The organism is Gottschalkia acidurici 9a (assembly GCF_000299355.1).
GTDB classification, from domain to species: Bacteria; Bacillota; Clostridia; order Tissierellales; family Gottschalkiaceae; genus Gottschalkia; species Gottschalkia acidurici.
Genome location: NC_018664.1, coordinates 2353009 through 2376850, shown reverse-complemented (window position 1 = coordinate 2376850; position 23842 = coordinate 2353009). Strand labels below are relative to the sequence as shown.

Sequence of the window (23842 nt, the reverse complement as noted above, 5' to 3'; positions counted from 1 at the left end):
AAAAATGGGAAAAGCAAAATTTGAAAGAAGTAAGCCACACGTAAATATAGGAACAATAGGACACGTTGACCACGGTAAAACAACGTTAACAGCAGCAATAACAACAGTACTACACGCAAGATTAGGTACAGGAGAAGGAATAGCATACGACAACATAGATAAAGCACCAGAGGAAAGAGAAAGAGGAATAACAATATCAACATCACACGTAGAGTATGAAACAGAAAACAGACACTACGCACACGTTGACTGTCCAGGGCATGCTGACTACGTTAAGAACATGATAACAGGAGCAGCACAAATGGACGGAGCTATATTAGTTTGTTCAGCAGCAGATGGTCCAATGCCACAAACAAGAGAGCATATACTATTATCAAGACAAGTAGGGGTACCAACAATAGTAGTATTCCTAAACAAAGCAGATATGGTAAATGACGAAGAATTAATCGAGTTAGTAGAAATGGAAGTAAGAGAACTACTAAGCGAATATGAATTCGATGGAGATAATACACCAATAGTAGTAGGATCAGCATTAAAAGCATTAGAAGATCCATCAAGCGAGTGGGGAGACAAAATCTTAGAATTAATGGCAGCAGTAGATGAAACAATTCCAACACCAGAAAGAGATACAGACAAAGCATTCCTAATGCCAGTAGAAGACATCTTCTCAATCACAGGAAGAGGAACAGTAGCAACAGGAAAAGTAGAAAGAGGAGTACTAAAAGTACAAGACAACGTAGAAATCGTAGGAATAGCAGAAGAATCAAGAACAGTAGTTTGTACAGGAATAGAAATGTTTAGAAAATTACTAGACGATGCACAAGCAGGAGATAACATCGGAGCACTATTAAGAGGTGTTCAAAGAGAAGATATCCAAAGAGGTCAAGTATTAGCTAAACCAGGAAGTATAACACCACATACACACTTTGAAGCAGAAGTATATGTACTAAACAAAGAAGAGGGAGGAAGACATACACCATTCTTCGATGGATATAGACCACAATTCTACTTCAGAACAACAGACGTAACAGGATCAATAAAATTAGAAGAAGGCGTAGAAATGGTAATGCCAGGAGATAACGCTAAATTTACAATAGAGTTAATATCACCAATAGCAATGGAAGAAGGATTAAGATTTGCTGTACGTGAAGGTGGAAGAACAGTAGGATCAGGAGTTATTTCTAAAATATTAAAATAATTTTCTGTAAAAACAATATAAAAAGAAGGGGTTTTTCCCCTTCTTTATTAATGTCGAGAAAAATATAGTAAAAAACTCAAAAAAGTTTTAAAAAAGGCTTGAGTTTTGTCTAGTATTGATATAAAATACTATGGTATGCAGTTGACATGCGATGAGACAAAAGGTTGCTTAATTTACTTAAGGGAATTTTTGTTGAGAATGTCCGGCTTAGAATCGGGCGACAAGTTGTCTTCTCAATCAAATTACAACACACCCGGTTGAGTGTATCGGCAATCATTGTCGTATGTAAAGAAAAACATGCGATAGAGGGAGGGAACTTTAAAATGTCAAACAAACAAAAAATAAGAATAAGATTAAAAGCTTATGATCATGAAATATTAGATTCATCAGCACAAAGAATTGTTGAAACTGCAAAAAGAACAGGAGCTAGTGTATCTGGACCAATACCACTACCTACTGAAAAACAAGTAATAACTATCTTAAGAGCGGTTCATAAATATAAAGATTCAAGAGAGCAATTCGAACAAAGAACTCATAAGAGATTAATCGACATTCTAAGTCCTACACCAAAAACTGTAGATTCATTAATGAGACTTAATCTACCAGCTGGTGTGGATATCGAAATTAAATTATAATTTATTCAGTTAACATAAGTAGAGCATATAAAAAACACTCTGCTTAGTATGATTACAATAGTGTAATCCGCTGTAAGACATTAGGAGGTGTTTGTTATGAAAAGTATATTAGGTAAAAAAATAGGTATGACTCAAATATTCACTGAAGAAGGTAATGTTATACCGGTTACAGTGATAGAGGCAGGACCAGTAGTAGTTACTCAAAAGAAAACAAACGACATAGATGGCTATAGTGCTATTCAAGTTGGTTATGGAGAAGTTAAAGAGAAAAAAATCAATAAACCTTTAAAAGGTCATTTTGATAAATCGAATATAGCTTATAAAAAAGTTTTACAAGAAGTTAGAGTATCTGATACAGATGCTTATGAAGTAGGACAGGAAATAAAAGCTGATGTATTTGCTGCAGGAGATAAAGTTGATATAGCAGGAATATCAAAAGGTAAAGGATTCCAAGGTTCTATTAAGAGACATAATCAAAGTAGAGGACCTATGAGTCATGGTTCTAAATACCACAGAGGAGTAGGAGCATTATCGGCAGCTACTTACCCTGGAAGAGTATTTAAAGGAAGAAAATTACCAGGACATATGGGAAATGCGAAAGTAACAGTACAAAACTTAGAAGTAGTAAGAGTAGATGCAGATAAAAACTACATCTTAGTTAAGGGTGCAGTTCCAGGACCTAAAGGTGGACTACTAACAATAAAACAAAGTATCAAATCTAAGTAATTAAGTTTTCATGAAAGGAGGAAACAAAATGCCAAAGGTAGCTTTATATAATGTTACAGGTGAGCAAGTAGGAGATATAGAGTTAAATGATTCTATATTTGGAGTTGAAGTTAACCAACACGTACTATACGAAGTAGTTAAAAATCAATTAGCAAATAAAAGACAAGGAACTCAATCTGTTAAAACTAGAGCAGAAGTAAGAGGTGGAGGAAGAAAACCTTGGAGACAAAAAGGAACTGGTAGAGCTCGTCAAGGAAGTACAAGAGCACCACAATGGGTAGGTGGTGGAGTTGTATTTGCTCCAAAGCCAAGAGATTACAGTTACAAAGTACCTAAAAAAGTAAGAAGATTAGCTATGAAATCTGCTTTAAGTTCAAAAGTTGCTAATAATGAAATAATAGTTTTAGATGAGTTAGTTTTAAACGCTCCAAAAACTAAAGAAATGACAAGTATATTAAAGAATATTAATTCAGCGAAAAAAGTATTAATAGTTACAGCTGATAAAGACGAAAATGTTGTAAAATCAGCTAATAACATTCCAGGAGTTGAAACTACTCTTGTTAGCACTTTAAATGTTTATGATATATTAAAGCATGACTCATTTATAATAACTAAAGACGCTGTTAAAAAAGTGGAGGAGGTGTATGCATAATGCGTAGCCCACACGACATTATCATCAAACCAGTAGTTACTGAGAAAAGTATGAATGATATGGCGGAAGGTAAATATACTTTCGTGGTTGATAAAAAATCAAACAAAACTGAAATTAAATCAGCTGTTGAAAAAGTATTTGGTGTTAAGGTTGAAAAAGTTAACACTATGAATATGGAAGGTAAAGTTAAAAGACAGGGAGTTCATGTTGGTAAAAGAGCTGACTGGAAAAAAGCAATAGTAACTTTAACTGCAGACAGCAAAGGCATAGAATTCTTTGAAGGAATGTAATGTTTAGACACTAAGTAAGAGGAGGGAACATAATGGGTATTAAAAAGTTTAAACCAACTTCGCCAGGTATTAGACAAATGACAGTTTCAACTTTTGAAGAAATAACTAAAACAGAACCTGAAAAGTCATTACTTACTAGTCTGAGTAAAAAAGCTGGTAGAAATGCTCATGGTAGAATAACTGTACGCCACAGAGGTGGTGGGGCTAAAAGAAAGTATAGAATAATAGACTTCAAAAGAAATAAAGATGGTATACCTGGAAAAGTTGCTTCTATAGAGTATGATCCAAATAGAACAGCTAACATAGCTTTAATAAACTATGCAGATGGTGAAAAAAGATATATTCTTGCTCCAAACGGATTAAAAGTGGGAGATATGATAGAATCAGGTGTAGATGCGGATATAAAAGTAGGAAATGCATTACCACTTAAAAACATACCAGTAGGTACAGTTGTTCATAATATTGAATTAAAAGCTGGAAAAGGTGGTCAATTAGTAAGATCAGCAGGAAACTCAGCACAATTAATGGCTAGAGAAGGAAATTATGCACAAATTAAACTTCCTTCAGGAGAGTTTAGATTAGTGAGAGTTGAATGTAGAGCTACTATTGGTCAAGTAGGAAATAAAGATCACGAGTTAATAACAATTGGTAAAGCGGGAAGAACTAGACATCTAGGATTCAGACCAACTGTTAGAGGTAGTGTTATGAACCCTAACGATCACCCTCACGGTGGTGGTGAAGGTAGAACACCAATAGGAATGCCAAGTCCACTTACTCCATGGGGTAAACCAGCGCTTGGATATAAGACTCGTAAGAAAAACAAAAAATCGAATAAGTACATCGTTAGAAGAAGAAAAAATAATTTTCTAATTGCTTAAATTAAAAAAGATGTGCTGAAAGGAGGAACTTAGATGGGTAGATCTCTAAAAAAAGGACCATTTTGTGATGATCATTTAATGAAAAAGGTAGAAGCATTAAATGAGAAAAATGATAAACAAGTTATTAAAACATGGTCACGTCGTTCAACTATTTTTCCACAGATGATAGGACACACTATAGCTGTTCATGATGGAAGAAAGCATGTACCAGTTTATGTAACAGAAGATATGGTTGGTCACAAGCTAGGAGAGTTTGCTCCTACTAGAACATTTAAAGGACACGCTGGTCAAACGGAAAGATCAACTTCATTAAGATAGATAAAGGAGGGAACCGAGAGTGGAAGCTAGAGCTATCGCCAAATATGTGCGTATTGCACCAAGAAAGGTGAACTTAGTAGCAGCTGAAATAAGAGGTAAAAACATAGATGAAGCACTTGCTATACTAAAGTTTACACCAAAAAGAGGGGCTAAAGAATTAGAAAAAGTTCTAAAATCAGCAGTTGCCAATGCGGAAAATAATTTAGATTTAGATAGAGAAAACTTATATGTACTACAAGCATATGCTAACCAAGGTCCAACACTTAAGAGATGGAGACCAAGATCACAAGGTAGAGCATACTCAATATTAAAAAGAACGAGCCATGTAGGCATAGTAGTTGCAGAAAGAGAATAGGAAAAGAAGGAGGGATAAGTATGGGTCAGAAAGTAAATCCACACGGACTTAGAGTTGGTGTTATAAAAGACTGGGATTCGAAATGGTATGCTAATAAAAAAGAATTTGGAGATCTTTTAGTAGAAGATAATAAAATTCGTAAATATCTTAAAAAGAAGTTATTTATATCTGGAATATCAAGAATTGAGATTGAAAGAGCAGCTAACAGAATAAAAGTTACTATAAATACTGCTAAACCGGGAATGGTAATAGGAAAAGGCGGTCAAGGAGTAGAAGAAGTTAGAAAAGAGCTAGAAAAGCTAAGTAACAAGAAAGTTACTGTTAATGTTGAAGAAATAAAAGTTCCAGAAAAAGATGCTCAATTAGTAGCTGAAAATATAGCTAGCCAATTAGAAAGAAGAATTTCTTTCAGAAGAGCTATGAAACAAGCGATTCAAAGAAGTATGAGATCTGGAGTAAAAGGTATAAAAACTGCTGTTTCAGGAAGATTAGGTGGAGCTGATATGGCTAGAACAGAAGGCTATAGCGAAGGAACTATACCACTACAAACATTAAGAGCAGATATAGATTACGGATTTGCTGAGGCAGATACAACTTTCGGAAAAATCGGAGTTAAAGTATGGTTATATAAAGGTGAAGTTCTTCCTACTTCAAAGGTAGTATCAAAAGAGGAAGATAGAACAGATAAAGAATAGTTACAATGCGTAGGAAGGGAGGAATTAGACATGTTAATGCCTAAAAGAGTAAAACGTCGTAGAGTTCACAGAGGCAGAATGACAGGTAAAGCTACTCGTGGAAATACGATAACTTACGGAGATTATGGAATACAGGCACTAGAGCCTGCTTGGATAACATCTAATCAAATAGAAGCTGCCAGAAGAGCAATGACAAGATACGTTAAAAGAGGGGGAAAAATCTGGATAAAGGTATTCCCAGATAAACCAGTAACACAAAAACCAGCTGAAACACGTATGGGTTCAGGTAAAGGTTCACCAGAATATTGGGTGGCAGTAGTTAAACCAGGAAGAATAATGTTTGAAATGACTGGTGTATCAGAGGAAATAGCTAGAGAAGCTATGAGACTGGCTATGCACAAGTTACCAATTAAATGCAAGTTTGTCACTCGACAAGATGCAAGTGAAGAGGGTGGTGAAGCTAATGAAAGCTAATGAATTACGTCAATTGACGCCTCAAGAATTAGGGAATAAATTAGCAGAATTAAAAGGAGAACTATTTAACTTAAGATTTCAATTAGCTACAGGTCAATTAGATAACCCTATGAGAATAAAATCAGTTAGAAAAGATATTGCCCGTGTAAAAACTCTTATAAGAGAAAGAGAAATAAAAGAAGTTAATGCATAGTAGCGTAGTTGAATGAAAGGAGGGCTAGTTAAATGGAAAGAGGAAATAGAAAAGTTAGAGTTGGACGTGTTGTAAGTGATAAAATGGAAAAGACTGTAGTTGTTGCAGTAGAGACTCTTGTATCACACCCACTATACGGAAAACAAGTAAAGAGAACTACTAAATTTAAGGCTCATGATGAGAATAATGAGTGTGGAATAGGTGACACAGTAAAAATAATGGAGACTAGACCGTTAAGTAAAGAGAAAAGATGGAGATTAGTACAAATATTAGAGAAAGCAAAATAATCCTTACGGTTGTGAAAGGAGGGTATCATAATGATTCAAACGGAAACACGTGTAAGAGTAGGAGATAACTCTGGAGCGAAGGAGTTATTAGTAATTAAAGTTTTAGGTGGATCTAGAAGAAAATATGCTAATGTAGGGGATATAGTAGTTGCCTCAGTTAAAAGTGCAACACCAGGTGGTGTTGTTAAAAAGGGAGACGTAGTTAAAGCTGTTGTAGTTAGAACAAAAAAAGGTGTAGGAAGACAAGATGGAAGCTACATTAAGTTCGATGAAAATGCTGCAGTTATTATAAAGGACGATAAGTCTCCAGTGGGAACTCGTATCTTTGGACCAGTTACTAGGGAGTTAAGAGAAGGAAACTTCATGAAAATAATATCATTAGCACCTGAAGTACTATAAGAGGAGGTGTAACTCAATGCATGTTAAAAAAGGTGATACAGTAGTTGTTATATCAGGAAAAGACAAAGGTAAAGTAGGTAAAGTTTTAACAGCTATGCCTAAAAAAGATAGAGTAGTTGTTGAAGGTGTTAATATTGTTGTAAAACATAAGAAGCCTAGCCAACAAATGCAACAAGGTGGAAGAATTGAAAAAGAAGGTGCTATTCACGCTTCAAATGTAATGCTATATTGCAATAAAGAGAAAAAAGGCGTAAGAATAGGACATAAAATAGAGAACGGTAAAAAAACAAGAGTATGCGCTAAATGTGGTGAAATTTTAGACTAAGATTTTTAGGTGAAGGGAGGTCAATAAATATGACTACACGTCTTAAAGTAAAATATTCCAATGAAGTAATACCAGCATTAATGGAAAAATTCAAATATAAAAGTGTTATGGAAGTTCCTAAAATAGAAAAAATTATATTAAACATGGGTCTTGGGGAAGCTAGAGAGAACCCAAAAATACTAGAATCAGCTGTTGAAGAATTAGGAATTATAACAGGACAAAAACCTATAGTAACAAAAGCAAGAAAATCGGTAGCGAACTTTAAACTTCGTGAGGGTATGCCAGTAGGAGCAAAAGTAACTTTAAGAGGAGAAAAGATGTACGAATTCTTCGATAAGTTAATGAATATCTCTTTACCAAGAGTTAGAGACTTTAGAGGAGTTTCATCTACTTCGTTCGACGGAAGAGGAAACTATGCTTTAGGAGTAAAAGAGCAATTAATTTTCCCTGAAATTGATTATGATAAAGTGGATTCTATAAAAGGTCTAGATATTATAGTTGTAACAACAGCTAATACAGATGAAGAAGCCAAAGAATTTTTAGCTCTAATGGGAATGCCTTTTAAAAAGTAAAAAAGGGAAAAAGGAGGGAAAATGAATGGCTAGAAAAGCTATGATTATTAAACAACAAAAAACGCAAAAATATTCTACGAGAGAATATAACAGATGTAAAGTTTGCGGTAGACCTCACGCTTATTTAAGAAAATATGGAATTTGTCGTATTTGCTTCAGAGAATTAGCATATAAAGGACAAATTCCAGGGGTTAGAAAAGCAAGTTGGTAATAGGTTGTTAAAATGGAAGGAGGTAGACTGTAATGGTTATGACAGATCCAATAGCAGATATGCTTACAAGAGTTAGAAATGGTAGTAATGCTAAACACGAGACTGTAGATATTCCAGCTTCTAATATGAAAAAGTCTGTAGCAAACATTTTATTAGAAGAAGGTTTTATAAAAGGGTTAGATGTAATCGAAGACGGTAAGCAAGGTATTATAAGAGTACAACTTAAATACGGAGAAGATAAAAACAAGATAATCACTGGTATAAAAAGAATATCTAAACCAGGATTAAGAGTATACGTTAAAAGTGATGAGATTCCGAGAGTTCTAGGAGGTCTAGGAATAGCAATCCTTTCAACATCAAAAGGAATCATGACTGATAAAGAAGCGAGAAAATCAAAACTAGGCGGAGAAGTAATCTGCTACGTGTGGTAATAACTAAGTGACACTTAAGAATAGGAGGTGCAGCTATGTCAAGGATAGGATTAAAGCCAATAACTGTTCCAGCTGGAGTAGAAGTTAGCGTTGATGCTAGCAACAAGGTAGTGGTAAAAGGACCAAAAGGAACATTAGAACAACAAATAAGCAAAGATTTAACGATAAATAGAGAAGACGATACAATAACTGTAGCTCGTCCAACAGATAGAAAAGAACATAGAGCGTTACACGGACTATCAAGAACACTAATCGCTAATATGATTGAAGGTGTAACAAACGGATATACAAAGGCTTTAGATATAGTTGGAGTTGGGTATCGTGCTCAAAAACAAGGAAACAAATTAGTATTAAACTTAGGATTTTCACATCCAATAGAAATGGAAGATCCACAAGGAATAAGTGTAGAGGTTCCAACTAACACAAAGATTATCGTAAGTGGAATCAACAAAGAGCAAGTTGGAAACTATGCTGCAATAATCAGAGAATTAAGAAAACCTGAACCATATAAAGGAAAAGGTGTTAGATACGAAAATGAAGTAGTAAGACGTAAAGAAGGTAAGACAGGTAAGTAGGATAGGAAAGGAGTGATAACAGGTGCTTAAAAAGGTGAACAGCAATAAAAAGAGACAAAAAAGACAATTAAGAATTAGAAAGACTGTAAGTGGAGCTCCTGAGAGACCAAGACTAAATGTTTATAGAAGTCTTAACCACATATATGCACAAGTTATTGATGATGTTGCTGGAAAAACATTAGTTTCAGCTTCTACATTAGAAAAAGATTTAAACCTATCATCAACTGGAAACAAGGAAGCTGCTAAAGAAGTTGGTAAATTAGTAGCTAAAAAAGCTTTAGAAAAAGGAATTGAAACAGTTGTATTTGATAGAGCAGGATATTTATATCACGGAAGAGTTAAAGAACTTGCAGAAGGTGCAAGAGAAGCTGGATTAAAATTCTAGACGAAGGAGGGGAAATAATGAACCGCGAACTTATAGATGTTAACTCATTAGATTTAAAAGAAAGAGTTGTAAGCATAAATCGTGTAACTAAAGTTGTTAAAGGTGGTAGGAACTTTAGATTTAGTGCTTTGGTAGTAGTTGGTGATGAAAATGGTCACGTTGGTGTAGGAATGGCTAAAGCATTAGAAGTTCCTGAAGCTATAAGAAAAGCAATACAAGATGCTAAAAAGCATATAATCAAAGTTGCAACTATCGGAACTACTATACCGCATGAGACTATAGGAGACTTTGGAGCAGGAAAAGTATTACTTAAGCCAGCTTCAGAAGGTACTGGAGTTATAGCTGGAGGACCAGTTCGTGCTGTTATAGAGTTAGCTGGTATAAGAGATTTAAGAGGAAAATCATTAGGAACTAGTAATCCTAGAAACATGGTTAATGCAACTATGCAAGCTCTAAGACAATTAAAAAGAGCAGAAGAAGTTGCTAAGCTAAGAGGAAAATCTGTAGAGGAATTACTAGGTTAAGGGGGGAAATACCTTGGCTAAAATACAAATAAAATTAACGAGAAGTAAAATTGGAAGATCAAAAAAACAAATAGCTACAATAGAAGCTCTTGGACTAAGAAAGATTGGTCAGACAGTTGAAAAAGAAGATACTCCTCAAATAAGAGGTATGATAGATAAAGTTAGTCATATGGTTCAAGTTATCGAATAAGATATATTTTACGAAGAGGAGGTGTAAGATACATGAAATTACACGAAATGAGCCCAAACGTAGGTGGTGGAAGTAAGTCTACAAAAAGATTAGGTAGAGGTACTGGATCAGGACAAGGAAAAACTGCTGGTAAAGGACATAAAGGTCAAAACGCACGTTCAGGTGGAGGAGTAAGACCTGGATTTGAAGGTGGACAAATGCCTTTATATAGAAGACTACCTAAAAGAGGATTTACAAACATATTTGCTAAAAAATACGCTATAGTTAATATAGGAGATATAAACGAAAAATTTGAAGCTAATACAGAAGTAACTCCAGAATTACTAGTTGAGAGTGGATTAATCAACAAACTATTTGATGGAGTAAAAGTGTTAGGAAACGGTGAATTAAACAAACAACTTACTATTAAAGCTAGTAAATTCAGTAAATCAGCTACTGAAAAGATTGAGGCAAACGGAGGAAAGGTAGAGGTGATTTAAATTGCTATCAACTCTTAAAAATGCTTGGAAGGTCCCAGAACTAAGAAAGAAAATGATATTCACATTAATGATGTTATTTATCTATAGAGTGGGATCTAGCATTCCTGTTCCTGGGATTAATGGAAGTGTAATAGCTCAGATGTTTGATAGTCAAGCAGGAGGGCTATTAGATTTCATTAACTTAATGGCAGGAGGAGCATTCAAGAACTTTACTATCTTCGCGCTAAATATCTACCCATACATTACAGCATCGATAATATTACAACTACTTACAATAGCTATTCCTAGTCTAGAAGAATTGAGTAGAGAAGGCGAAGAAGGCAGAAAGAAAATATCGCAGTACACCAAATATCTTACTATTGTACTTGCAGCAATACAAGCAGCTGGTATAAGTATAGGTTTCTTTAGACAAGCGCTAATAAAAGATGATTTTTTATCTATCGCGGTTGTAATTATCGTATTAACTGCTGGTACAGCATTTCTTATGTGGTTGGGAGAGCAAATTACTGAAAAAGGAGTAGGTAATGGTATCTCATTACTAATATTTGTTGGTATTGTATCTAGAGCACCAGAAGGTTTGATAAAAATGTTTAGTGCAGTAAAAGCAGGTCAAGCAAATATAATTGCAGTAATAGCATTTTTAATAATAGCTTTAGCAATTATAGTAGGTGTTATAATGATCCAAGAAGGACAAAGAAAGATTCCAGTTCAATACGCAAAAAGAGTAGTAGGAAGAAAAGTGTATGGAGGACAAAGTACACATATACCTATGAAAGTATTAATGGCAGGAGTTATTCCAGTAATCTTTTCAACATCATTATTACAATTTCCACAAATAATAGCACTATTCTTTAAAGGTGGATTTGCTGATTTTGTTAACAAATATCTATCACTTAATGGAACTGTAGGAGTATGGATATACTCAATATTAAACGTATTACTAATAATATTCTTTACGTATTTTTATACAGCTATACAATTTAACCCGATCGAATATTCGAACAACTTAAAACAAAATGGTGGATTTATACCTGGGATAAGACCAGGCAAACCAACATCAGATTATTTAAGTAAGGTTGTTTCAAGAATAACACTTGCTGGTGCAATAGCATTAGCGATAATAGCAACACTTCCAGTTATAATAGAAGCTATAGTTAAACTAAATATTCATTTTGGTGGAACTGGTATACTTATAGTTGTAGGTGTAGTTATAGAAACCGTAAAACAATTAGAAGCACAAATGCTTATGAGACATTATAAAGGTTTCTTAAATAAATAAAAACTCCTTAGGAGATGATGTGATTGAAACTTGTTTTATTAGGACCACCTGGTGCTGGTAAAGGAACTCAAGCAGCAGGTATAGTTAAGAAGTACAATGTACCTCACATATCAACGGGTGATATTTTCAGAAAGAACATAGGTGAAGGTACAGAGCTGGGTAAAAAAGCTAAAGAATATATGGATAAGGGACTTTTAGTTCCAGATGAATTAGTAGTAGCTATAGTTAAAGATAGACTATCAGAAGATGACTGTAAACAAGGATTTTTACTAGATGGATTTCCAAGAACAGTGTGTCAAGCAGATGCCTTAGACATTGAGTTAAAAGGCCTTGAATATAGTTTAGATAGAGTGTTAAACATAGATGTTGATAAAGAAGAGCTAATAGAAAGAGCAGTAGGACGAAGAATTTGTAAGGATTGTGGAGCAACATATCATATAAAATTCAATCCGACAAAGCAAGAAGGTAAATGTGACGTTTGTGGTGGAGATCTTTATCAAAGAGATGATGATACTACAGAAACAGTTACAAAAAGAATCGAAGTTTATTTAGAACAAACTCAGCCTCTAATTGATTACTATACTAAAAAAGGAATACTATCAAATGTTGATGGAAAGCAAGATATTGATAAAGTATTTTCTGATATAGTGAACATATTAGGGAGCGAAAGTTAAAATGATAATATTAAAAAGCAAAAGAGAAATTGAAAAAATGAGAGAGGCTGGCAGGGTAGTAGCACAAGCCCATGCCTTTCTTAAAGATATGATAAAGCCTGGGGTTACAACTGCTGAACTTGATGAGAAAGTTGAGAACTTCATAAGAAGTCAAGGAGCTATACCGGCTTTTAAAGGATATAATGGTTTTCCCGGAAGTATATGTGCATCTATAAATGAAGAAGTTGTACATGGAATTCCTGGATTAAAAAAGTTAAAAGATGGCGATATTATTAGTATAGATATAGGATCAATATTAGATGGTTACTATGGAGATGGAGCTAAAACTTATCCTGTAGGTAATGTGTCAGAGGAAGATTTAAATCTCATAAAAGTAACGAGAGAATCTTTTTATGAAGGCCTAAAATATGCAAAAGTCGGATATAGACTTTCAGACATATCTCATGCTATTCAAACATACGTAGAAGACAATGGCTTTTCAGTAGTAAGAGACTTTGTAGGTCATGGTATAGGTCAAAATATGCATGAAGAGCCACAAATACCCAATTTTGGATTGCCAGGAAAAGGATCAAGATTAAAAGAAGGAATGGTTTTAGCTATAGAGCCTATGGTCAATATAGGAACGTATCGTGTAGTAGTACTAGAAGATGATTGGACTGTAGTTACAACTGATAAGAAAAAATCTGCACACTATGAACATACTATAGCAATTACAGATGATGAGCCGCTTATATTGACTACATTATAATCCAATAAATGAGGTGAAAACCTATGGAAACTACTACTGATATTAACTTAGGTCAGATAGTAAAATCAAAAGCTGGTAGAGATAAAGATAAAATATTTACAGTAATTGATATAGTAGATGAAGACTATATATTAATAGTAGACGGTAAATATAGAAAATTAGATAATCCAAAGAAGAAAAAAATTAAGCACCTAATGGTATATAAAAACGTTTTAGGTGATTTAAAAGAAAAGATAGCTAGAAATGAAATAAATAATTCTTATATCAGGAAGGAGTTAGCTCCTTTCAATAAATAGATATAAATGACTGAATAGGAGGTTCGAACATCTAATGTCTAAAGAGGATGTTATTGAGGTAGAAGGTACTGTGGTTGAAGCCCTACCGAATACCACGTTTAAAGTTGAACTTGAGAATGGTCATGAAATACTAGCACATATATCTGGTAAATTAAGAATGAATTTTATTAGAATATTGCCAGGAGATAAAGTTACAATAGAATTATCCCCTTACGACTTAACAAGAGGCAGGATAACTTGGCGTAACAAGTAGTTAGGAAATTAAGGAGGGATTACCGTGAAAGTAAGACCATCAGTAAAGAAAATATGTGAAAAGTGTCAAATAATCAGAAGAAAAGGTAAAGTAATGGTTATATGCGAAAATCCTAGACACAAACAAAAACAAGGTTAATTTTTAAAAATAACTCTAGTTGTTTTTAAGAAAATCTAGTATAATATTATTCTGTATGATAGAAAACGCGGCTGTTTAATATAAATAAGTTATAAATATAGCTTTAAGTACATTACGTAGGAGGTGTAAACTTTAATGGCTAGAATCGCTGGTGTAGATATACCAAGAGAAAAAAGAGTAGAGATAGGATTAACATATATATATGGAATCGGTAAAGCTAGATCTAATGAAATACTAGCAAAAACTGGGGTTAATCCTGATACAAGAGTAAGAGATTTAACTGAAGCAGAAGTAAATGAAATTAGGGGAGCTATAGACTCTTATATGGTTGAAGGTGACTTAAGAAGAGACATTGCTTTAAACATAAAAAGATTAAGAGAAATAGGATGTTTCAGAGGAATGAGACATAGAAGAGGACTTCCTGTAAGAGGACAAAATACTAAGAACAATGCTAGAACTAGAAAAGGTCCTAAAAAAGCAGTAAGTAAAGGTAAAAAGAAATAATAGATAAAGGAGGGAATGTGAGTGGCTAAAAAAGGTGTAAAAACACGTGTTAGAAGAAGAGAACGTAAAAATATAGAAAGAGGTCAAGCTCATATAAGCTCAACTTTCAATAACACAATGGTAACACTATCAGATACTAATGGTAATGTTCTTTCATGGGCAAGTGCAGGCCAACTTGGGTTTAGAGGTTCAAGAAAATCGACTCCATTTGCTGCACAAATGGCTGCAGAAGAAGCTGCAAAGAAAGCAATGGAACACGGACTAAAAAGTGTAGAGGTTTATGTTAAAGGACCAGGATCAGGTAGAGAAGCTGCTATAAGATCACTACAAGCAACAGGATTAGAAGTAAGCTTAATAAAAGATACAACTCCAATACCACACAATGGCTGTAGACCACCTAAGCGTAGAAGAGTTTAATAATTTATATATAGGAGGTGCATTAAGAGATGGCAAGATATACGGGACCAGTATGTAGACTTTGTCGTAGAGAAGGACAAAAGCTATATTTAAAAGGTGACAAATGTTTTACTGATAAATGCTCAGTAACTAGAAGAGCGTATGCTCCAGGACAACATGGACAAGGAAGAAAAAAATTATCAAACTATGGTGTTCAATTAAGAGAGAAACAAAAAGTTCGTAGATATTATGGTGTTTTAGAAGGTCAAATGAGAAAATACTTTGAAGTAGCTGACAAAATGCAAGGTATCACAGGTGAGAACTTATTAAAAGTATTAGAACTAAGATTTGATAATGTTATATATAGATTAGGATTAGCAGAATCAAGAGCACAAGCTAGACAACTAGTAACTCATGGACATTTCACAGTGAATGGTAAAAAATTAGATATCCCTTCATACTTAGTGAATGTTGGTGATGTAATAGAAGTTAAAGAAGGTAGCAGAAAGTCTCCTAAAATAAAAGAACTTCAAGAAAATCATCAAGGAAATATACTACCATGGTTACAATTTGATGTAGAGAAGCTATCTGGTAAGGTTATTAGTCAGCCAACTAGAGAAGATATAGACTTACCAATAGAAGAGCATCTAATAGTAGAGTTATACTCTAAAAACTAATTAAAACAACTAGATTAGTTGTATATTAGAATCAGTTGCCCTCAAGATAGAAAACAAATATTATAGGGAGGGTTAATATAAATGATAGAAATTGAAAAGCCAAAAATAGAAATTGTAGAGATTAATGAAGACAATACCTATGGAAAATTTATTGTCGAGCCTTTAGAGAGAGGTTACGGAACTACACTAGGTAACTCACTGAGAAGAATTTTACTATCTTCACTACCAGGAGTAGCTGTTTCTTCAATAAAGATTCAAGGTGTTTTACATGAATTCTCAACAGTACCTGGTGTTTTAGAAGATGTTTCAGAAATAATTCTTAATATAAAAGAATTAGCTGCAGTTATGCACACTGATGAACCTGTTATTCTTAAAATAGATGCAGAGGGACCAGGCGTTATAAAAGCAGGAGACATTGATACGGGTTCGGAAGTGGAGATATTAAATAAAGATCTTCACATAGCGACTCTTGAAGATGATGCGAAACTATATATGGAACTTGAAATGGTAAAAGGAAGAGGCTATGTGCCAGCTGAGAGAAATAAAAAAGAGAATCAAATCATAGGTGTTCTTCCTGTCGACTCAATATTTACTCCTGTAAAGAAAGTAAACTTTACTGTAGAAGATACTAGAGTTGGTCAAGTAACAGATTACGATAAACTTATATTAGAAATTTGGACTAATGGGACTATAAAGCCAGATGAAGCTACTTCTTTAGGATCTAAAATATTAAGTGAACACTTAAACTTATTCATAACTTTAACTGACCATGTAAGTGAAGTAGAGATAATGGTAGAAAAAGAAGAGGATAAGAAAGAGAAAGTTCTTGAAATGACTATAGAAGAGTTAGATTTATCTGTTAGATCTTACAACTGTCTAAAAAGAGCAGGAATCAACACTGTTGATGAATTAGCTCAGAAGTCAGAAGAAGATATGATGAAGGTTAGAAACCTTGGTAAGAAATCCCTTGAAGAGGTTCAAAACAAACTTGCTGAACTAGACTTAGGCTTAAGAAATAATGAAGAGTAATACTTGCTTAAAGGAGGGATAAGGATGGCTAAGCTAAGAAAACTTGGACGCCCTACTGATCATAGAAAAGCTATGCTAAGAAACTTAGTAACAAGCTTGTTGAGAGAAGGAAAAATAACTACAACTGATACTAGAGCTAAAGAAGCAAAAAGAATGGCAGAAAAAATGATAACTTTAGCTAAAAGAGGAGATTTACACGCAAGACGTCAAGTGCTGTCATATCTATATGATGAAACAGTAGTTAAAAACTTATTTGACGAGATAGCTCCTAAATATGCAGATAGAAACGGTGGATATACTAGAGCGTTAAAACTAGGACCACGTAGAGGAGATGCTGCAGAACTAGTTATACTAGAGTTAGTATAATATATGTAAGGGGATTAAGTTGACAAACTTAGTCCCTTTTTAGTAAGTAAAAATAAGATTTAGGAGAAAGGAGTAAGTTGCTTAAACTTGAATTATTAAATACATAGTATTTAGTAAGTTTTAAGTAACGGAACTACAATGATAAGTATAGATAAAGTAACTTACGAATACCCTAGTAATGACAATAATTCATTTATAGCTGTAAATAATGTAACTTTAACAGTAAAAAAAGGTGAATTTCTAGTTATACTGGGTCATAATGGCTCAGGAAAGTCTACACTTGCTAAATTAATGAATTCATTACTATTGCCTACAAGTGGAAGTGTATATGTAAATGGAATGAATACTTCTGACATGGATAAGATATGGGACATAAGACAAACTGCTGGAATGGTGTTTCAAAACCCTGATAATCAGTTAGTTGCTACCATTGTTGAAGAGGATGTTGCATTTGGACCCGAAAATCAAGGGATAGAATCTAAGAAAATAGAAAGAAGAGTAGAAGATGCTCTAAATATTGTTGAAATGATAGAATATAAAAAGCACGCACCGCACCTATTATCTGGAGGACAGAAACAAAGAATAGCTATAGCAGGAGTATTGGCTATGAATCCTGAGTGCATAATTCTAGATGAACCTACAGCCATGCTAGATCCATCAGGTAGAAAAGAAGTGATGAGAACCATAAAAAGATTAAATAAAGAGGAAAATAAAACTATAGTTCATATAACTCACTATATGGACGAAGCAGTAGAAGCTGATAGGATAATAGTAATGGAACAAGGCCAAATAGTACTTGAAGGTATACCAAAGAAAGTATTTAGCGAAGTAGAAAAGATAAAAGAATTAGGACTAGACTTACCACAAGTAACAGAACTCGCTTATAAACTAAAAAAAGAAGGTATAGATTTACCTAGTGATATATTAACTGTAGATGAACTGGTGGGATTGATATGACTATAAAAATAAAAGGATTAAATCATATTTATAATAAAAACACCCCTTTTGAGAGTAAGGCATTAGATGATATTAATCTAGAAATAGAAAAGGGTGAATTTATCGGATTAATTGGACATACGGGATCAGGAAAGTCAACATTAATTCAACACTTAAATGGTCTATTAAAGCCTAGTTCAGGAACTATAGAAATTAATGATGTAGATATTACAGCTAAGAATACAAGTTTGAAAGATATAAGACAAAAAGTAGGTCTTGTATTTCAATACCCAGAGCATCAACTATTTGAAGAAACAATATATAAGGACATTTCTTTTGGACCTAAGAATTTAGGACTTTCTGAGGAAGAAATAGATAAAAGAGTCAAAGAGGCTATGTTGCTAGTAGGATTAGATTTTGAAAAAATGAAGGATAGATCTCCTTTTGAATTGAGTGGTGGTCAAAAAAGGAGAGTTGCTATAGCAGGAGTATTGGCTATGAAACCAGAGGTATTAATATTAGATGAACCTACAGCTGGATTAGATCCTAGAGGTAGAGATGATATATTAAATCAAGTTCAAGAGTTATATGAAAAAAATCAGATGACAATAATACTAGTATCTCATAGCATGGAGGATATAGCTAGGTTAGTTAATAAAATAATAGTCATGCATAAAGGAAAAATCAAGCTATATGATCGTCCAAAAGAAGTATTTAAAAATGTAGAAGAACTCGAAAGCTTTGGACTTGGAGTTCCACAAATAACTTACTTTATGAGAGAATTAAAGAAAAAGGGTAAAGATATAAATGAAAATATATTTACTGTAGATGAAGCAAAAGAAGAAATACTAAAGTATTTAAGGAGAAAAAAAGATGCTTAAAAATATAACTATAGGACAGTATTTTCCTGGGGATACAGTAATACATAATCTAGATCCTAGAGTTAAAATAATATCTGTATTTTTATTCATTATGTCGCTATTCCTTATCAAGACATTTTATCCATATATACTTGTAATAGTGTTTATAGGAGTTACCATAACTATTTCAAAAGTACCTATAAGTTATATATTAAAGGGATTAAAACCACTAATGTTTCTAATAGCAATTACATTTGCAATAAATGCATTAATGACAAAAGGTGAGATAATATTTGAGATAGGGCCATTAGATATAACAAAAGAAGGACTTATACAAGCTACATTCATGGCTTTAAGACTGATATTCTTAGTTATAGGAACAAGTTTACTTACGCTAACTACTTCACCAATATCTTTAACAGATGGAATAGAGAGCTTATTAAGTCCATTTAAAAAAATAGGTGTACCTGCGCATGAACTTGCAATGATGATGACAATAGCTTTAAGATTTATTCCTACACTATTAGAGGAAACGGATAAAATAATGAAAGCCCAGATGGCAAGAGGAGCAGACTTTGAAAGTGGAAACATCATAAATAGGGCTAAAAGTTTAGTTCCATTGCTAGTTCCACTATTTATAAGTGCATTTAGACGAGCGGATGAACTTGCAATGGCAATGGAAGCTAGATGCTATAGGGGTGGAGAGAATAGGACTAGAATGAGAAAGTTAGAACTTAGAAATAGAGACTATATAGCTACTACTATTACTGTAATGTTTTCTATATCTATAATAATATTAAGATTTATTAAATTATAGATATTCTATAATTTATAGGAGATAGAGATATGTTGAAAAGAAACATAAAGCTTACAATAGAATATGATGGAACTAATTTTTGTGGATGGCAAAAGCAACCTAATGGTCAAAGCATTCAGCAAGCCTTAGAAGATGCAATATACTCTATAACAAAGGAAAATGTAAATATAGTAGGATCAGGAAGAACAGATAGTAAAGTTCATGCTTTTGGACAGGTTGCAAATTTTTATACTAGCTCAAAAATACCACAAGAGAAATTTACTAATGCTATAAACAGTAAGCTACCATCAGATATATCAGTGAAAGATTCTATAGAAGTTCCATGTGACTTTCATTCAAGATATGGTGCTTTGGGTAAGGAATATAAGTATATAATATATAATGATAGAACAAGAAGTCCTATTCTTAGGAATTATTCATATCATGTACCTTATGAATTAAACATAGGACATATGAAAAATGCTATAGAAAGCTTTAGAGGGACTTATGATTTTAGAGGATTCATGTCTACAGGAAGTTCTGTAAAGAGTACAATTAGAACTATAAATAAGGCTGAGCTAAATAAAAAAGATGAAATAATAGAAATAACTTTACAAGGTAATGGATTTCTATATAACATGGTTAGAATAATAACGGGAACCTTAGTGGAGATAGGTATGGGAAAGATATGTCACGAGAAAGTATTTGAAATAATAATGTCTCAAGATAGAAAGTGTGCAGGACATACTGCACCACCACAAGGTCTTTACTTAAATCAAGTATTTTACTAAATATTCAAAAATATATTGACACACTTGGCACGTTGTATTAAAATATATAAGTATGTTAGAGTAAAAAATCCACTGCCCCGGATTTTAATATAAACATATATTTAGCAGCTAATATAAATAAATTTTGTTGTTGTTAAATAAGGAGGGAAAAAGATGAAAAGCTTCATTGCAAAACCACAAGAAATTGAAAGAAAATGGTTATTAATTGATGCTGAAGGAAAAACATTAGGTAGACTTTCTAGTGAAGTAGCATCGATTTTAAGAGGAAAAAATAAACCTATTTATACTCCACATGTAGATACAGGAGATCATGTAATAATAATAAATGCAGAAAAAATAGTTTTAACAGGAAAGAAATTAGATCAAAAAAACTATACTTATCATACAGGTCATCCAGGTGGACTTAGAGAGATACCTTATAGCGTTATGATGGATAAAAATCCTGAAAAAGTAATAACACTAGCTGTAAAAGGTATGCTTCCAAAAAACAGTTTAGGAAGACAAATGATTAAAAAATTAAGAGTATACAGAGGAACAGAGCATAATCACGAAGCTCAAAAACCTGAAGTTTACGAAATATAGTATTCAGGAAGGGAGGATTATAAATGTCTAAAGTTCAATACTACGGAACAGGAAGAAGAAAAAAATCTATAGCTAGAGTAAGATTATACCCTGGCTCAGGTAATATAACTGTAAATAAGAGAGATCTAAACGAATACTTTGACTATGAAACATTAAGAGTTATAGTTCAAGAACCATTAACACTTACAGAAAATCTAGACAAGTATGACGTTGTAGCAACTGTAAAAGGTGGTGGCTTTACAGGTCAAGCTGGAGCACTAAGACACGGTATATCAAGAGCATTACTTAAAGTAGACGGAGAATTAAGACCGGTAATCAAAAAAGCTGGATTCTTAACTAGAGATCCAAGAATGAAAGAAAGAAAGAAATATGGTCTTAAAGGGGCTAGAAGAGCACCTCAATTCTCAAAAAGATAGAAACAAAAAAACACTGGTATTTTATCAGTGTTTTTTATTTCTATCAATAATTAAAAATTAGAGTTTTTAGATATTAAATGGTATCAATATATTTAACATTAAGGTATAGTAGACAAAATAATATAAATAGATCGAAATAAATAGATGAGCTTTACTTAATAATAAAAAAGAGTTACAAAAAACATAGTTTTTTGTAACTCTTTTAAGTTTATAAATAACTCTATATTCTTAAGGAAGAACAAGTACAGGTTTTTTAGAGTGACTTACAACTTTACTAGTTACAGAACCGATTAAGTATTTCTGTAATCCAGTAAGCCCTCTTTTAGCCATTATGATTAAATCAATATCTTCTTCATCAGCTTTTCTCATTATTTCTTCAGAAGGATTTCCTAAAACAATAGTCTTTTCTACATCGATTCCTTCAAAGTGTGAAACAGCTTCATCTAGAATACGTGCTCTTTGTGATTTTAGATCACTTAATACACTGTGATCTAAAAGATAATCTACATCTACAACATGTAAGAGATATACCTTACTATTAAATCTAGCTGCCATATCTTTAGCCTCATCTATAGCTTTTTTATTAGGTTCTGATCCATCAACTGGAACTAATATTTTCTTAATATTCATTATAAATTCCTCCTATTCTTTAAAACACTTTATTAATATAAATATACCCACTATTAATGTTTAATAACTATTATTTTAAATAAATAATTTTAAAACATTAAATTGAAGAGATTAAAGGAACAGTACATAATAAAAATATAATAATAAAAATAATTAACAAGGAATATATCTCTAATAGGGGGGATTTTATTGAAAATAATAGTTATTAAAAGAAGATGGATTTTTTTCATAGCGTTAATTTTAATTATCACATTATTTGTGATAAGATTAGAGGATAAATCGGTTCCAACATTCTACTTACCAGTTACCAACAAAGTAGTAGCAATAGATGCTGGGCATGGGGGAATGGATCCTGGGGCTATGGGAAGTTCGAAAAATACAGAAGCTGAAGTAAATTTAGAAATAGCATTGAAATTAAGAAAGTTGATAGAACAGAATGGTGGAATTGTAATATTAACTAGAGAGGATGAAAAGGGACTATATACTGAAAAGACTCCTACAATAAGAGCGAAAAAAAATGAAGATTTAAGAAATAGAAAGATGCTTGTAAATGATAGTGAACCAGATATATTTATATCTATACATTTAAATAGCTTCCCACAAGAGAAGTACTATGGTGCACAAACCTTTTATAAAAAAGGATGTGAGGAAAGTGAAAAATTAGCTAAAATAATACAAGATGAGCTAAGAAACTCACTAGACAAAGAAAATAAAAGAGAACCACAACCTAGAGATACATTGTATTTAATAAGAGAGGTTGAAAAGCCATCGGTTTTAGTGGAAGCTGGATTTTTATCTAATAGTAAAGAAGAACAGCTTCTAAATGATTCTAAGTATCAAGAGCAGATCGCATGGGGAATATACATAGGAATAATAAAATACTTTAATGAAAAATAAAAATAATATGGAGGTAAGTTTTGAAAAATAAACATAAGATAACTAGGGAAATACCTAAAAAATCACTAGTAAAATATCTATTAGGACTTTTTATAGCAGTTTTGTTCTTTATAGTTTTTATGAATTTTAGTACTAAAGTAAGAGGGATTTCAGAGGGTATATATTTTGATAAGCTAATATTATCAAGAATACATAATCATATAAATCAAGATATAAAAAATATTATGATATTTATAAGTTTTTTAGGATCAGCTAAGTTCTATTTACCACTATGTAGTTTTTTGACAATTTATCTTTTAAGAAAGAAACACTATATAGAATCAATAGGTCTAATTAATGGAGTATTGGGAAGTGCTATAGTAAATTTTGTATTAAAAAGATACTATGTAAGAGTTAGACCAGAAATGTATTTTCAAGTTCAAGAAACAGGATATAGTTTTCCCAGTGGTCACTCTATGGTTGCTATAAGTTTTTACTTTATATGTACTTATCTTTTAGTAAGAAATAGGCCTTGGGATATAAAAAAGATTATAATATGGATGAGTACTATAGTATTCGTAACTCTAATAGGATTTAGTAGGATATATCTAGGAGTTCACTGGCCTACAGATGTTATAGGTGGATTAAGTTTAGGATTTGTTTGGCTATATTTTAATATAGTATTAGTAGAATTACTTCATAAAAAATATAAGAAGCCTATTAGATGATATGTACTAGTATATCATCTAATAGGCTTCTTTATATTTCTCTGTAGACTAAATGACTCTAACTCCACCTCTAAA

At 32.8% G+C, this 23842-nt stretch carries 42 protein-coding genes; 41 read left to right on the top strand and 1 reads right to left on the bottom strand.

Going from position 1 to position 23842, the window contains the following annotated elements:
• Positions 1 to 4 precede the first annotated feature (4 nt).
• The 39 genes from tuf (at position 5) to rpsI (ending at position 21533) form a co-directional block, all read left to right on the top strand.
• Positions 5 to 1198 (top strand): elongation factor Tu, encoded by a 1194-nt coding sequence (tuf, locus tag CURI_RS11335; protein WP_014968404.1) that lies wholly within the window; start codon positions 5 to 7, stop codon positions 1196 to 1198.
• Between the two features lie 323 nt (positions 1199 to 1521).
• The gene (gene rpsJ / locus CURI_RS11330; RefSeq protein WP_014968403.1) at positions 1522 to 1833 is read left to right on the top strand and encodes a 30S ribosomal protein S10; all 312 of its coding nucleotides are present in this window, start codon (positions 1522 to 1524) and stop codon (positions 1831 to 1833) included.
• A gap of 96 nt (positions 1834 to 1929) precedes the next feature.
• On the top strand, positions 1930 to 2559 hold the full coding sequence (gene rplC / locus CURI_RS11325) for a 50S ribosomal protein L3 (RefSeq protein WP_014968402.1): 630 nt from the start codon (positions 1930 to 1932) through the stop codon (positions 2557 to 2559).
• A gap of 28 nt (positions 2560 to 2587) precedes the next feature.
• Complete coding sequence (gene rplD / locus CURI_RS11320) at positions 2588 to 3211, top strand: 50S ribosomal protein L4 (RefSeq protein ID WP_041701800.1); 624 nt, start codon at positions 2588 to 2590, stop codon at positions 3209 to 3211.
• Positions 3211 to 3501: a 50S ribosomal protein L23 gene (gene rplW, locus CURI_RS11315; RefSeq protein WP_014968400.1), complete on the top strand. Its 291-nt coding sequence runs from the start codon at positions 3211 to 3213 to the stop codon at positions 3499 to 3501. Before rplD ends, rplW begins: the two co-directional genes overlap by 1 nt.
• A 32-nt stretch (positions 3502 to 3533) precedes the next feature.
• Positions 3534 to 4379 (top strand): 50S ribosomal protein L2, encoded by an 846-nt coding sequence (gene rplB, locus CURI_RS11310; RefSeq protein WP_014968399.1) that lies wholly within the window; start codon positions 3534 to 3536, stop codon positions 4377 to 4379.
• Between the two features lie 33 nt (positions 4380 to 4412).
• Positions 4413 to 4697 carry a 30S ribosomal protein S19 gene (gene rpsS / locus CURI_RS11305; RefSeq protein ID WP_014968398.1) on the top strand — a complete coding sequence of 95 codons (285 nt, stop codon included), beginning with the start codon at positions 4413 to 4415 and terminating at the stop codon, positions 4695 to 4697.
• 19 nt (positions 4698 to 4716) lie between these two features.
• Complete coding sequence (gene rplV, locus CURI_RS11300) at positions 4717 to 5052, top strand: 50S ribosomal protein L22 (RefSeq protein ID WP_014968397.1); 336 nt, start codon at positions 4717 to 4719, stop codon at positions 5050 to 5052.
• A gap of 20 nt (positions 5053 to 5072) precedes the next feature.
• Positions 5073 to 5747 (top strand): 30S ribosomal protein S3, encoded by a 675-nt coding sequence (gene rpsC, locus CURI_RS11295; protein ID WP_014968396.1) that lies wholly within the window; start codon positions 5073 to 5075, stop codon positions 5745 to 5747.
• A 30-nt stretch (positions 5748 to 5777) separates the two neighbouring features.
• Positions 5778 to 6221: a 50S ribosomal protein L16 gene (gene rplP / locus CURI_RS11290; RefSeq protein WP_014968395.1), complete on the top strand. Its 444-nt coding sequence runs from the start codon at positions 5778 to 5780 to the stop codon at positions 6219 to 6221.
• A complete protein-coding gene (gene rpmC / locus CURI_RS11285; protein WP_014968394.1) occupies positions 6211 to 6414 on the top strand; it encodes a 50S ribosomal protein L29 in 204 nt (67 codons plus the stop codon). The genes rplP and rpmC overlap by 11 nt, the downstream gene beginning before the upstream one ends.
• 32 nt (positions 6415 to 6446) lie before the next feature.
• A complete protein-coding gene (gene rpsQ, locus CURI_RS11280; RefSeq protein ID WP_014968393.1) occupies positions 6447 to 6701 on the top strand; it encodes a 30S ribosomal protein S17 in 255 nt (84 codons plus the stop codon).
• Positions 6702 to 6731: 30 nt separating this feature from the next.
• Entirely contained in the window at positions 6732 to 7100 is a 369-nt protein-coding gene (gene rplN / locus CURI_RS11275; RefSeq protein WP_014968392.1) for a 50S ribosomal protein L14, read from the top strand.
• Positions 7101 to 7116: 16 nt separating this feature from the next.
• Complete coding sequence (gene rplX, locus CURI_RS11270) at positions 7117 to 7425, top strand: 50S ribosomal protein L24 (RefSeq protein ID WP_014968391.1); 309 nt, start codon at positions 7117 to 7119, stop codon at positions 7423 to 7425.
• Positions 7426 to 7454: 29 nt separating this feature from the next.
• A complete protein-coding gene (gene rplE, locus CURI_RS11265) occupies positions 7455 to 7997 on the top strand; it encodes a 50S ribosomal protein L5 (protein WP_014968390.1) in 543 nt (180 codons plus the stop codon).
• A 25-nt stretch (positions 7998 to 8022) separates the two neighbouring features.
• Positions 8023 to 8208 (top strand): type Z 30S ribosomal protein S14, encoded by a 186-nt coding sequence (locus CURI_RS11260; protein ID WP_014968389.1) that lies wholly within the window; start codon positions 8023 to 8025, stop codon positions 8206 to 8208.
• Between the two features lie 32 nt (positions 8209 to 8240).
• Positions 8241 to 8639 (top strand): 30S ribosomal protein S8, encoded by a 399-nt coding sequence (gene rpsH / locus CURI_RS11255; protein WP_014968388.1) that lies wholly within the window; start codon positions 8241 to 8243, stop codon positions 8637 to 8639.
• A gap of 35 nt (positions 8640 to 8674) precedes the next feature.
• Positions 8675 to 9214 (top strand): 50S ribosomal protein L6, encoded by a 540-nt coding sequence (gene rplF, locus CURI_RS11250; protein WP_014968387.1) that lies wholly within the window; start codon positions 8675 to 8677, stop codon positions 9212 to 9214.
• A 22-nt stretch (positions 9215 to 9236) separates the two neighbouring features.
• Entirely contained in the window at positions 9237 to 9599 is a 363-nt protein-coding gene (rplR, locus tag CURI_RS11245; RefSeq protein WP_014968386.1) for a 50S ribosomal protein L18, read from the top strand.
• A 17-nt stretch (positions 9600 to 9616) separates the two neighbouring features.
• A complete protein-coding gene (rpsE, locus tag CURI_RS11240; protein ID WP_014968385.1) occupies positions 9617 to 10123 on the top strand; it encodes a 30S ribosomal protein S5 in 507 nt (168 codons plus the stop codon).
• A 13-nt stretch (positions 10124 to 10136) separates the two neighbouring features.
• Positions 10137 to 10313 (top strand): 50S ribosomal protein L30, encoded by a 177-nt coding sequence (gene rpmD / locus CURI_RS11235; RefSeq protein ID WP_014968384.1) that lies wholly within the window; start codon positions 10137 to 10139, stop codon positions 10311 to 10313.
• 32 nt (positions 10314 to 10345) lie between these two features.
• Complete coding sequence (gene rplO, locus CURI_RS11230; protein WP_014968383.1) at positions 10346 to 10792, top strand: 50S ribosomal protein L15; 447 nt, start codon at positions 10346 to 10348, stop codon at positions 10790 to 10792.
• 1 nt (position 10793) lies between these two features.
• The gene (gene secY / locus CURI_RS11225) at positions 10794 to 12071 is read left to right on the top strand and encodes a preprotein translocase subunit SecY (RefSeq protein ID WP_014968382.1); all 1278 of its coding nucleotides are present in this window, start codon (positions 10794 to 10796) and stop codon (positions 12069 to 12071) included.
• Between the two features lie 23 nt (positions 12072 to 12094).
• Entirely contained in the window at positions 12095 to 12745 is a 651-nt protein-coding gene (locus CURI_RS11220; protein WP_014968381.1) for an adenylate kinase, read from the top strand.
• Position 12746: 1 nt separating this feature from the next.
• Positions 12747 to 13493 carry a type I methionyl aminopeptidase gene (gene map, locus CURI_RS11215; RefSeq protein ID WP_014968380.1) on the top strand — a complete coding sequence of 249 codons (747 nt, stop codon included), beginning with the start codon at positions 12747 to 12749 and terminating at the stop codon, positions 13491 to 13493.
• Between the two features lie 23 nt (positions 13494 to 13516).
• Entirely contained in the window at positions 13517 to 13789 is a 273-nt protein-coding gene (locus CURI_RS11210; protein ID WP_014968379.1) for a KOW domain-containing RNA-binding protein, read from the top strand.
• A 34-nt stretch (positions 13790 to 13823) separates the two neighbouring features.
• Entirely contained in the window at positions 13824 to 14042 is a 219-nt protein-coding gene (gene infA / locus CURI_RS11205) for a translation initiation factor IF-1 (protein ID WP_014968378.1), read from the top strand.
• Between the two features lie 24 nt (positions 14043 to 14066).
• Entirely contained in the window at positions 14067 to 14180 is a 114-nt protein-coding gene (gene rpmJ, locus CURI_RS11200; protein ID WP_041701799.1) for a 50S ribosomal protein L36, read from the top strand.
• A 135-nt stretch (positions 14181 to 14315) separates the two neighbouring features.
• The gene (rpsM, locus tag CURI_RS11195; RefSeq protein WP_014968377.1) at positions 14316 to 14684 is read left to right on the top strand and encodes a 30S ribosomal protein S13; all 369 of its coding nucleotides are present in this window, start codon (positions 14316 to 14318) and stop codon (positions 14682 to 14684) included.
• A gap of 21 nt (positions 14685 to 14705) precedes the next feature.
• Entirely contained in the window at positions 14706 to 15101 is a 396-nt protein-coding gene (rpsK, locus tag CURI_RS11190) for a 30S ribosomal protein S11 (RefSeq protein WP_014968376.1), read from the top strand.
• 29 nt (positions 15102 to 15130) lie between these two features.
• On the top strand, positions 15131 to 15757 hold the full coding sequence (rpsD, locus tag CURI_RS11185) for a 30S ribosomal protein S4 (RefSeq protein ID WP_014968375.1): 627 nt from the start codon (positions 15131 to 15133) through the stop codon (positions 15755 to 15757).
• Between the two features lie 81 nt (positions 15758 to 15838).
• Entirely contained in the window at positions 15839 to 16786 is a 948-nt protein-coding gene (locus tag CURI_RS11180) for a DNA-directed RNA polymerase subunit alpha (RefSeq protein ID WP_014968374.1), read from the top strand.
• A 24-nt stretch (positions 16787 to 16810) separates the two neighbouring features.
• On the top strand, positions 16811 to 17152 hold the full coding sequence (gene rplQ, locus CURI_RS11175; protein ID WP_014968373.1) for a 50S ribosomal protein L17: 342 nt from the start codon (positions 16811 to 16813) through the stop codon (positions 17150 to 17152).
• Positions 17153 to 17290: 138 nt separating this feature from the next.
• Positions 17291 to 18109: an energy-coupling factor transporter ATPase gene (locus CURI_RS11170; protein WP_014968372.1), complete on the top strand. Its 819-nt coding sequence runs from the start codon at positions 17291 to 17293 to the stop codon at positions 18107 to 18109.
• The gene (locus CURI_RS11165; protein WP_014968371.1) at positions 18106 to 18969 is read left to right on the top strand and encodes an energy-coupling factor transporter ATPase; all 864 of its coding nucleotides are present in this window, start codon (positions 18106 to 18108) and stop codon (positions 18967 to 18969) included. Before CURI_RS11170 ends, CURI_RS11165 begins: the two co-directional genes overlap by 4 nt.
• Positions 18962 to 19765, top strand: coding sequence for an energy-coupling factor transporter transmembrane component T family protein (locus CURI_RS11160; RefSeq protein ID WP_014968370.1), 804 nt, complete (start codon positions 18962 to 18964; stop codon positions 19763 to 19765). The genes CURI_RS11165 and CURI_RS11160 overlap by 8 nt, the downstream gene beginning before the upstream one ends.
• Positions 19766 to 19794: 29 nt before the next feature.
• On the top strand, positions 19795 to 20535 hold the full coding sequence (truA, locus tag CURI_RS11155; protein WP_014968369.1) for a tRNA pseudouridine(38-40) synthase TruA: 741 nt from the start codon (positions 19795 to 19797) through the stop codon (positions 20533 to 20535).
• A 153-nt stretch (positions 20536 to 20688) separates the two neighbouring features.
• The gene (rplM, locus tag CURI_RS11150) at positions 20689 to 21117 is read left to right on the top strand and encodes a 50S ribosomal protein L13 (RefSeq protein WP_014968368.1); all 429 of its coding nucleotides are present in this window, start codon (positions 20689 to 20691) and stop codon (positions 21115 to 21117) included.
• A gap of 23 nt (positions 21118 to 21140) precedes the next feature.
• Positions 21141 to 21533 carry a 30S ribosomal protein S9 gene (gene rpsI / locus CURI_RS11145; RefSeq protein WP_014968367.1) on the top strand — a complete coding sequence of 131 codons (393 nt, stop codon included), beginning with the start codon at positions 21141 to 21143 and terminating at the stop codon, positions 21531 to 21533.
• 228 nt (positions 21534 to 21761) lie between these two features.
• Here rpsI and CURI_RS11140 read toward each other — a convergent pair whose 3' ends face one another.
• Positions 21762 to 22163 (bottom strand): universal stress protein, encoded by a 402-nt coding sequence (locus CURI_RS11140; protein WP_014968366.1) that lies wholly within the window; start codon positions 22161 to 22163, stop codon positions 21762 to 21764.
• 189 nt (positions 22164 to 22352) lie between these two features.
• On the opposite strand from CURI_RS11140, the gene cwlD reads away from it, so the two are divergent.
• Together cwlD and CURI_RS15085 are read left to right on the top strand one after the other, a co-directional pair.
• Complete coding sequence (cwlD, locus tag CURI_RS11135; protein WP_014968365.1) at positions 22353 to 23060, top strand: N-acetylmuramoyl-L-alanine amidase CwlD; 708 nt, start codon at positions 22353 to 22355, stop codon at positions 23058 to 23060.
• Between the two features lie 20 nt (positions 23061 to 23080).
• The gene (locus CURI_RS15085) at positions 23081 to 23767 is read left to right on the top strand and encodes a phosphatase PAP2 family protein (RefSeq protein WP_014968364.1); all 687 of its coding nucleotides are present in this window, start codon (positions 23081 to 23083) and stop codon (positions 23765 to 23767) included.
• Positions 23768 to 23842 lie beyond the last annotated feature (75 nt).

Excerpts from the sequence above, each read along its gene's own strand:
- tuf (WP_014968404.1), top strand. The coding sequence starts at position 5 with ATGGGAAAAGCAAAATTTGAAAGAAGTAAGCCACACGTAAATATAGGA.
- rpsJ (WP_014968403.1), top strand. The coding sequence starts at position 1,522 with ATGTCAAACAAACAAAAAATAAGAATAAGATTAAAAGCTTATGATCAT.
- rplC (WP_014968402.1), top strand. The coding sequence starts at position 1,930 with ATGAAAAGTATATTAGGTAAAAAAATAGGTATGACTCAAATATTCACT.
- rplD (WP_041701800.1), top strand. The coding sequence starts at position 2,588 with ATGCCAAAGGTAGCTTTATATAATGTTACAGGTGAGCAAGTAGGAGAT.
- rplW (WP_014968400.1), top strand. The coding sequence starts at position 3,211 with ATGCGTAGCCCACACGACATTATCATCAAACCAGTAGTTACTGAGAAA.
- rplB (WP_014968399.1), top strand. The coding sequence starts at position 3,534 with ATGGGTATTAAAAAGTTTAAACCAACTTCGCCAGGTATTAGACAAATG.
- rpsS (WP_014968398.1), top strand. The coding sequence starts at position 4,413 with ATGGGTAGATCTCTAAAAAAAGGACCATTTTGTGATGATCATTTAATG.
- rpsC (WP_014968396.1), top strand. The coding sequence starts at position 5,073 with ATGGGTCAGAAAGTAAATCCACACGGACTTAGAGTTGGTGTTATAAAA.
- rplP (WP_014968395.1), top strand. The coding sequence starts at position 5,778 with ATGTTAATGCCTAAAAGAGTAAAACGTCGTAGAGTTCACAGAGGCAGA.
- rpmC (WP_014968394.1), top strand. The coding sequence starts at position 6,211 with ATGAAAGCTAATGAATTACGTCAATTGACGCCTCAAGAATTAGGGAAT.
- rpsQ (WP_014968393.1), top strand. The coding sequence starts at position 6,447 with ATGGAAAGAGGAAATAGAAAAGTTAGAGTTGGACGTGTTGTAAGTGAT.
- rplN (WP_014968392.1), top strand. The coding sequence starts at position 6,732 with ATGATTCAAACGGAAACACGTGTAAGAGTAGGAGATAACTCTGGAGCG.
- rplX (WP_014968391.1), top strand. The coding sequence starts at position 7,117 with ATGCATGTTAAAAAAGGTGATACAGTAGTTGTTATATCAGGAAAAGAC.
- rplE (WP_014968390.1), top strand. The coding sequence starts at position 7,455 with ATGACTACACGTCTTAAAGTAAAATATTCCAATGAAGTAATACCAGCA.
- CURI_RS11260 (WP_014968389.1), top strand. The coding sequence starts at position 8,023 with ATGGCTAGAAAAGCTATGATTATTAAACAACAAAAAACGCAAAAATAT.
- rpsH (WP_014968388.1), top strand. The coding sequence starts at position 8,241 with ATGGTTATGACAGATCCAATAGCAGATATGCTTACAAGAGTTAGAAAT.
- rplF (WP_014968387.1), top strand. The coding sequence starts at position 8,675 with ATGTCAAGGATAGGATTAAAGCCAATAACTGTTCCAGCTGGAGTAGAA.
- rpsE (WP_014968385.1), top strand. The coding sequence starts at position 9,617 with ATGAACCGCGAACTTATAGATGTTAACTCATTAGATTTAAAAGAAAGA.
- rplO (WP_014968383.1), top strand. The coding sequence starts at position 10,346 with ATGAAATTACACGAAATGAGCCCAAACGTAGGTGGTGGAAGTAAGTCT.
- map (WP_014968380.1), top strand. The coding sequence starts at position 12,747 with ATGATAATATTAAAAAGCAAAAGAGAAATTGAAAAAATGAGAGAGGCT.
- CURI_RS11210 (WP_014968379.1), top strand. The coding sequence starts at position 13,517 with ATGGAAACTACTACTGATATTAACTTAGGTCAGATAGTAAAATCAAAA.
- infA (WP_014968378.1), top strand. The coding sequence starts at position 13,824 with ATGTCTAAAGAGGATGTTATTGAGGTAGAAGGTACTGTGGTTGAAGCC.
- rpsM (WP_014968377.1), top strand. The coding sequence starts at position 14,316 with ATGGCTAGAATCGCTGGTGTAGATATACCAAGAGAAAAAAGAGTAGAG.
- rpsD (WP_014968375.1), top strand. The coding sequence starts at position 15,131 with ATGGCAAGATATACGGGACCAGTATGTAGACTTTGTCGTAGAGAAGGA.
- CURI_RS11180 (WP_014968374.1), top strand. The coding sequence starts at position 15,839 with ATGATAGAAATTGAAAAGCCAAAAATAGAAATTGTAGAGATTAATGAA.
- rplQ (WP_014968373.1), top strand. The coding sequence starts at position 16,811 with ATGGCTAAGCTAAGAAAACTTGGACGCCCTACTGATCATAGAAAAGCT.
- CURI_RS11170 (WP_014968372.1), top strand. The coding sequence starts at position 17,291 with ATGATAAGTATAGATAAAGTAACTTACGAATACCCTAGTAATGACAAT.
- CURI_RS11165 (WP_014968371.1), top strand. The coding sequence starts at position 18,106 with ATGACTATAAAAATAAAAGGATTAAATCATATTTATAATAAAAACACC.
- CURI_RS11160 (WP_014968370.1), top strand. The coding sequence starts at position 18,962 with ATGCTTAAAAATATAACTATAGGACAGTATTTTCCTGGGGATACAGTA.
- truA (WP_014968369.1), top strand. The coding sequence starts at position 19,795 with ATGTTGAAAAGAAACATAAAGCTTACAATAGAATATGATGGAACTAAT.
- rplM (WP_014968368.1), top strand. The coding sequence starts at position 20,689 with ATGAAAAGCTTCATTGCAAAACCACAAGAAATTGAAAGAAAATGGTTA.
- rpsI (WP_014968367.1), top strand. The coding sequence starts at position 21,141 with ATGTCTAAAGTTCAATACTACGGAACAGGAAGAAGAAAAAAATCTATA.
- CURI_RS11140 (WP_014968366.1), bottom strand. The coding sequence starts at position 22,163 with ATGAATATTAAGAAAATATTAGTTCCAGTTGATGGATCAGAACCTAAT.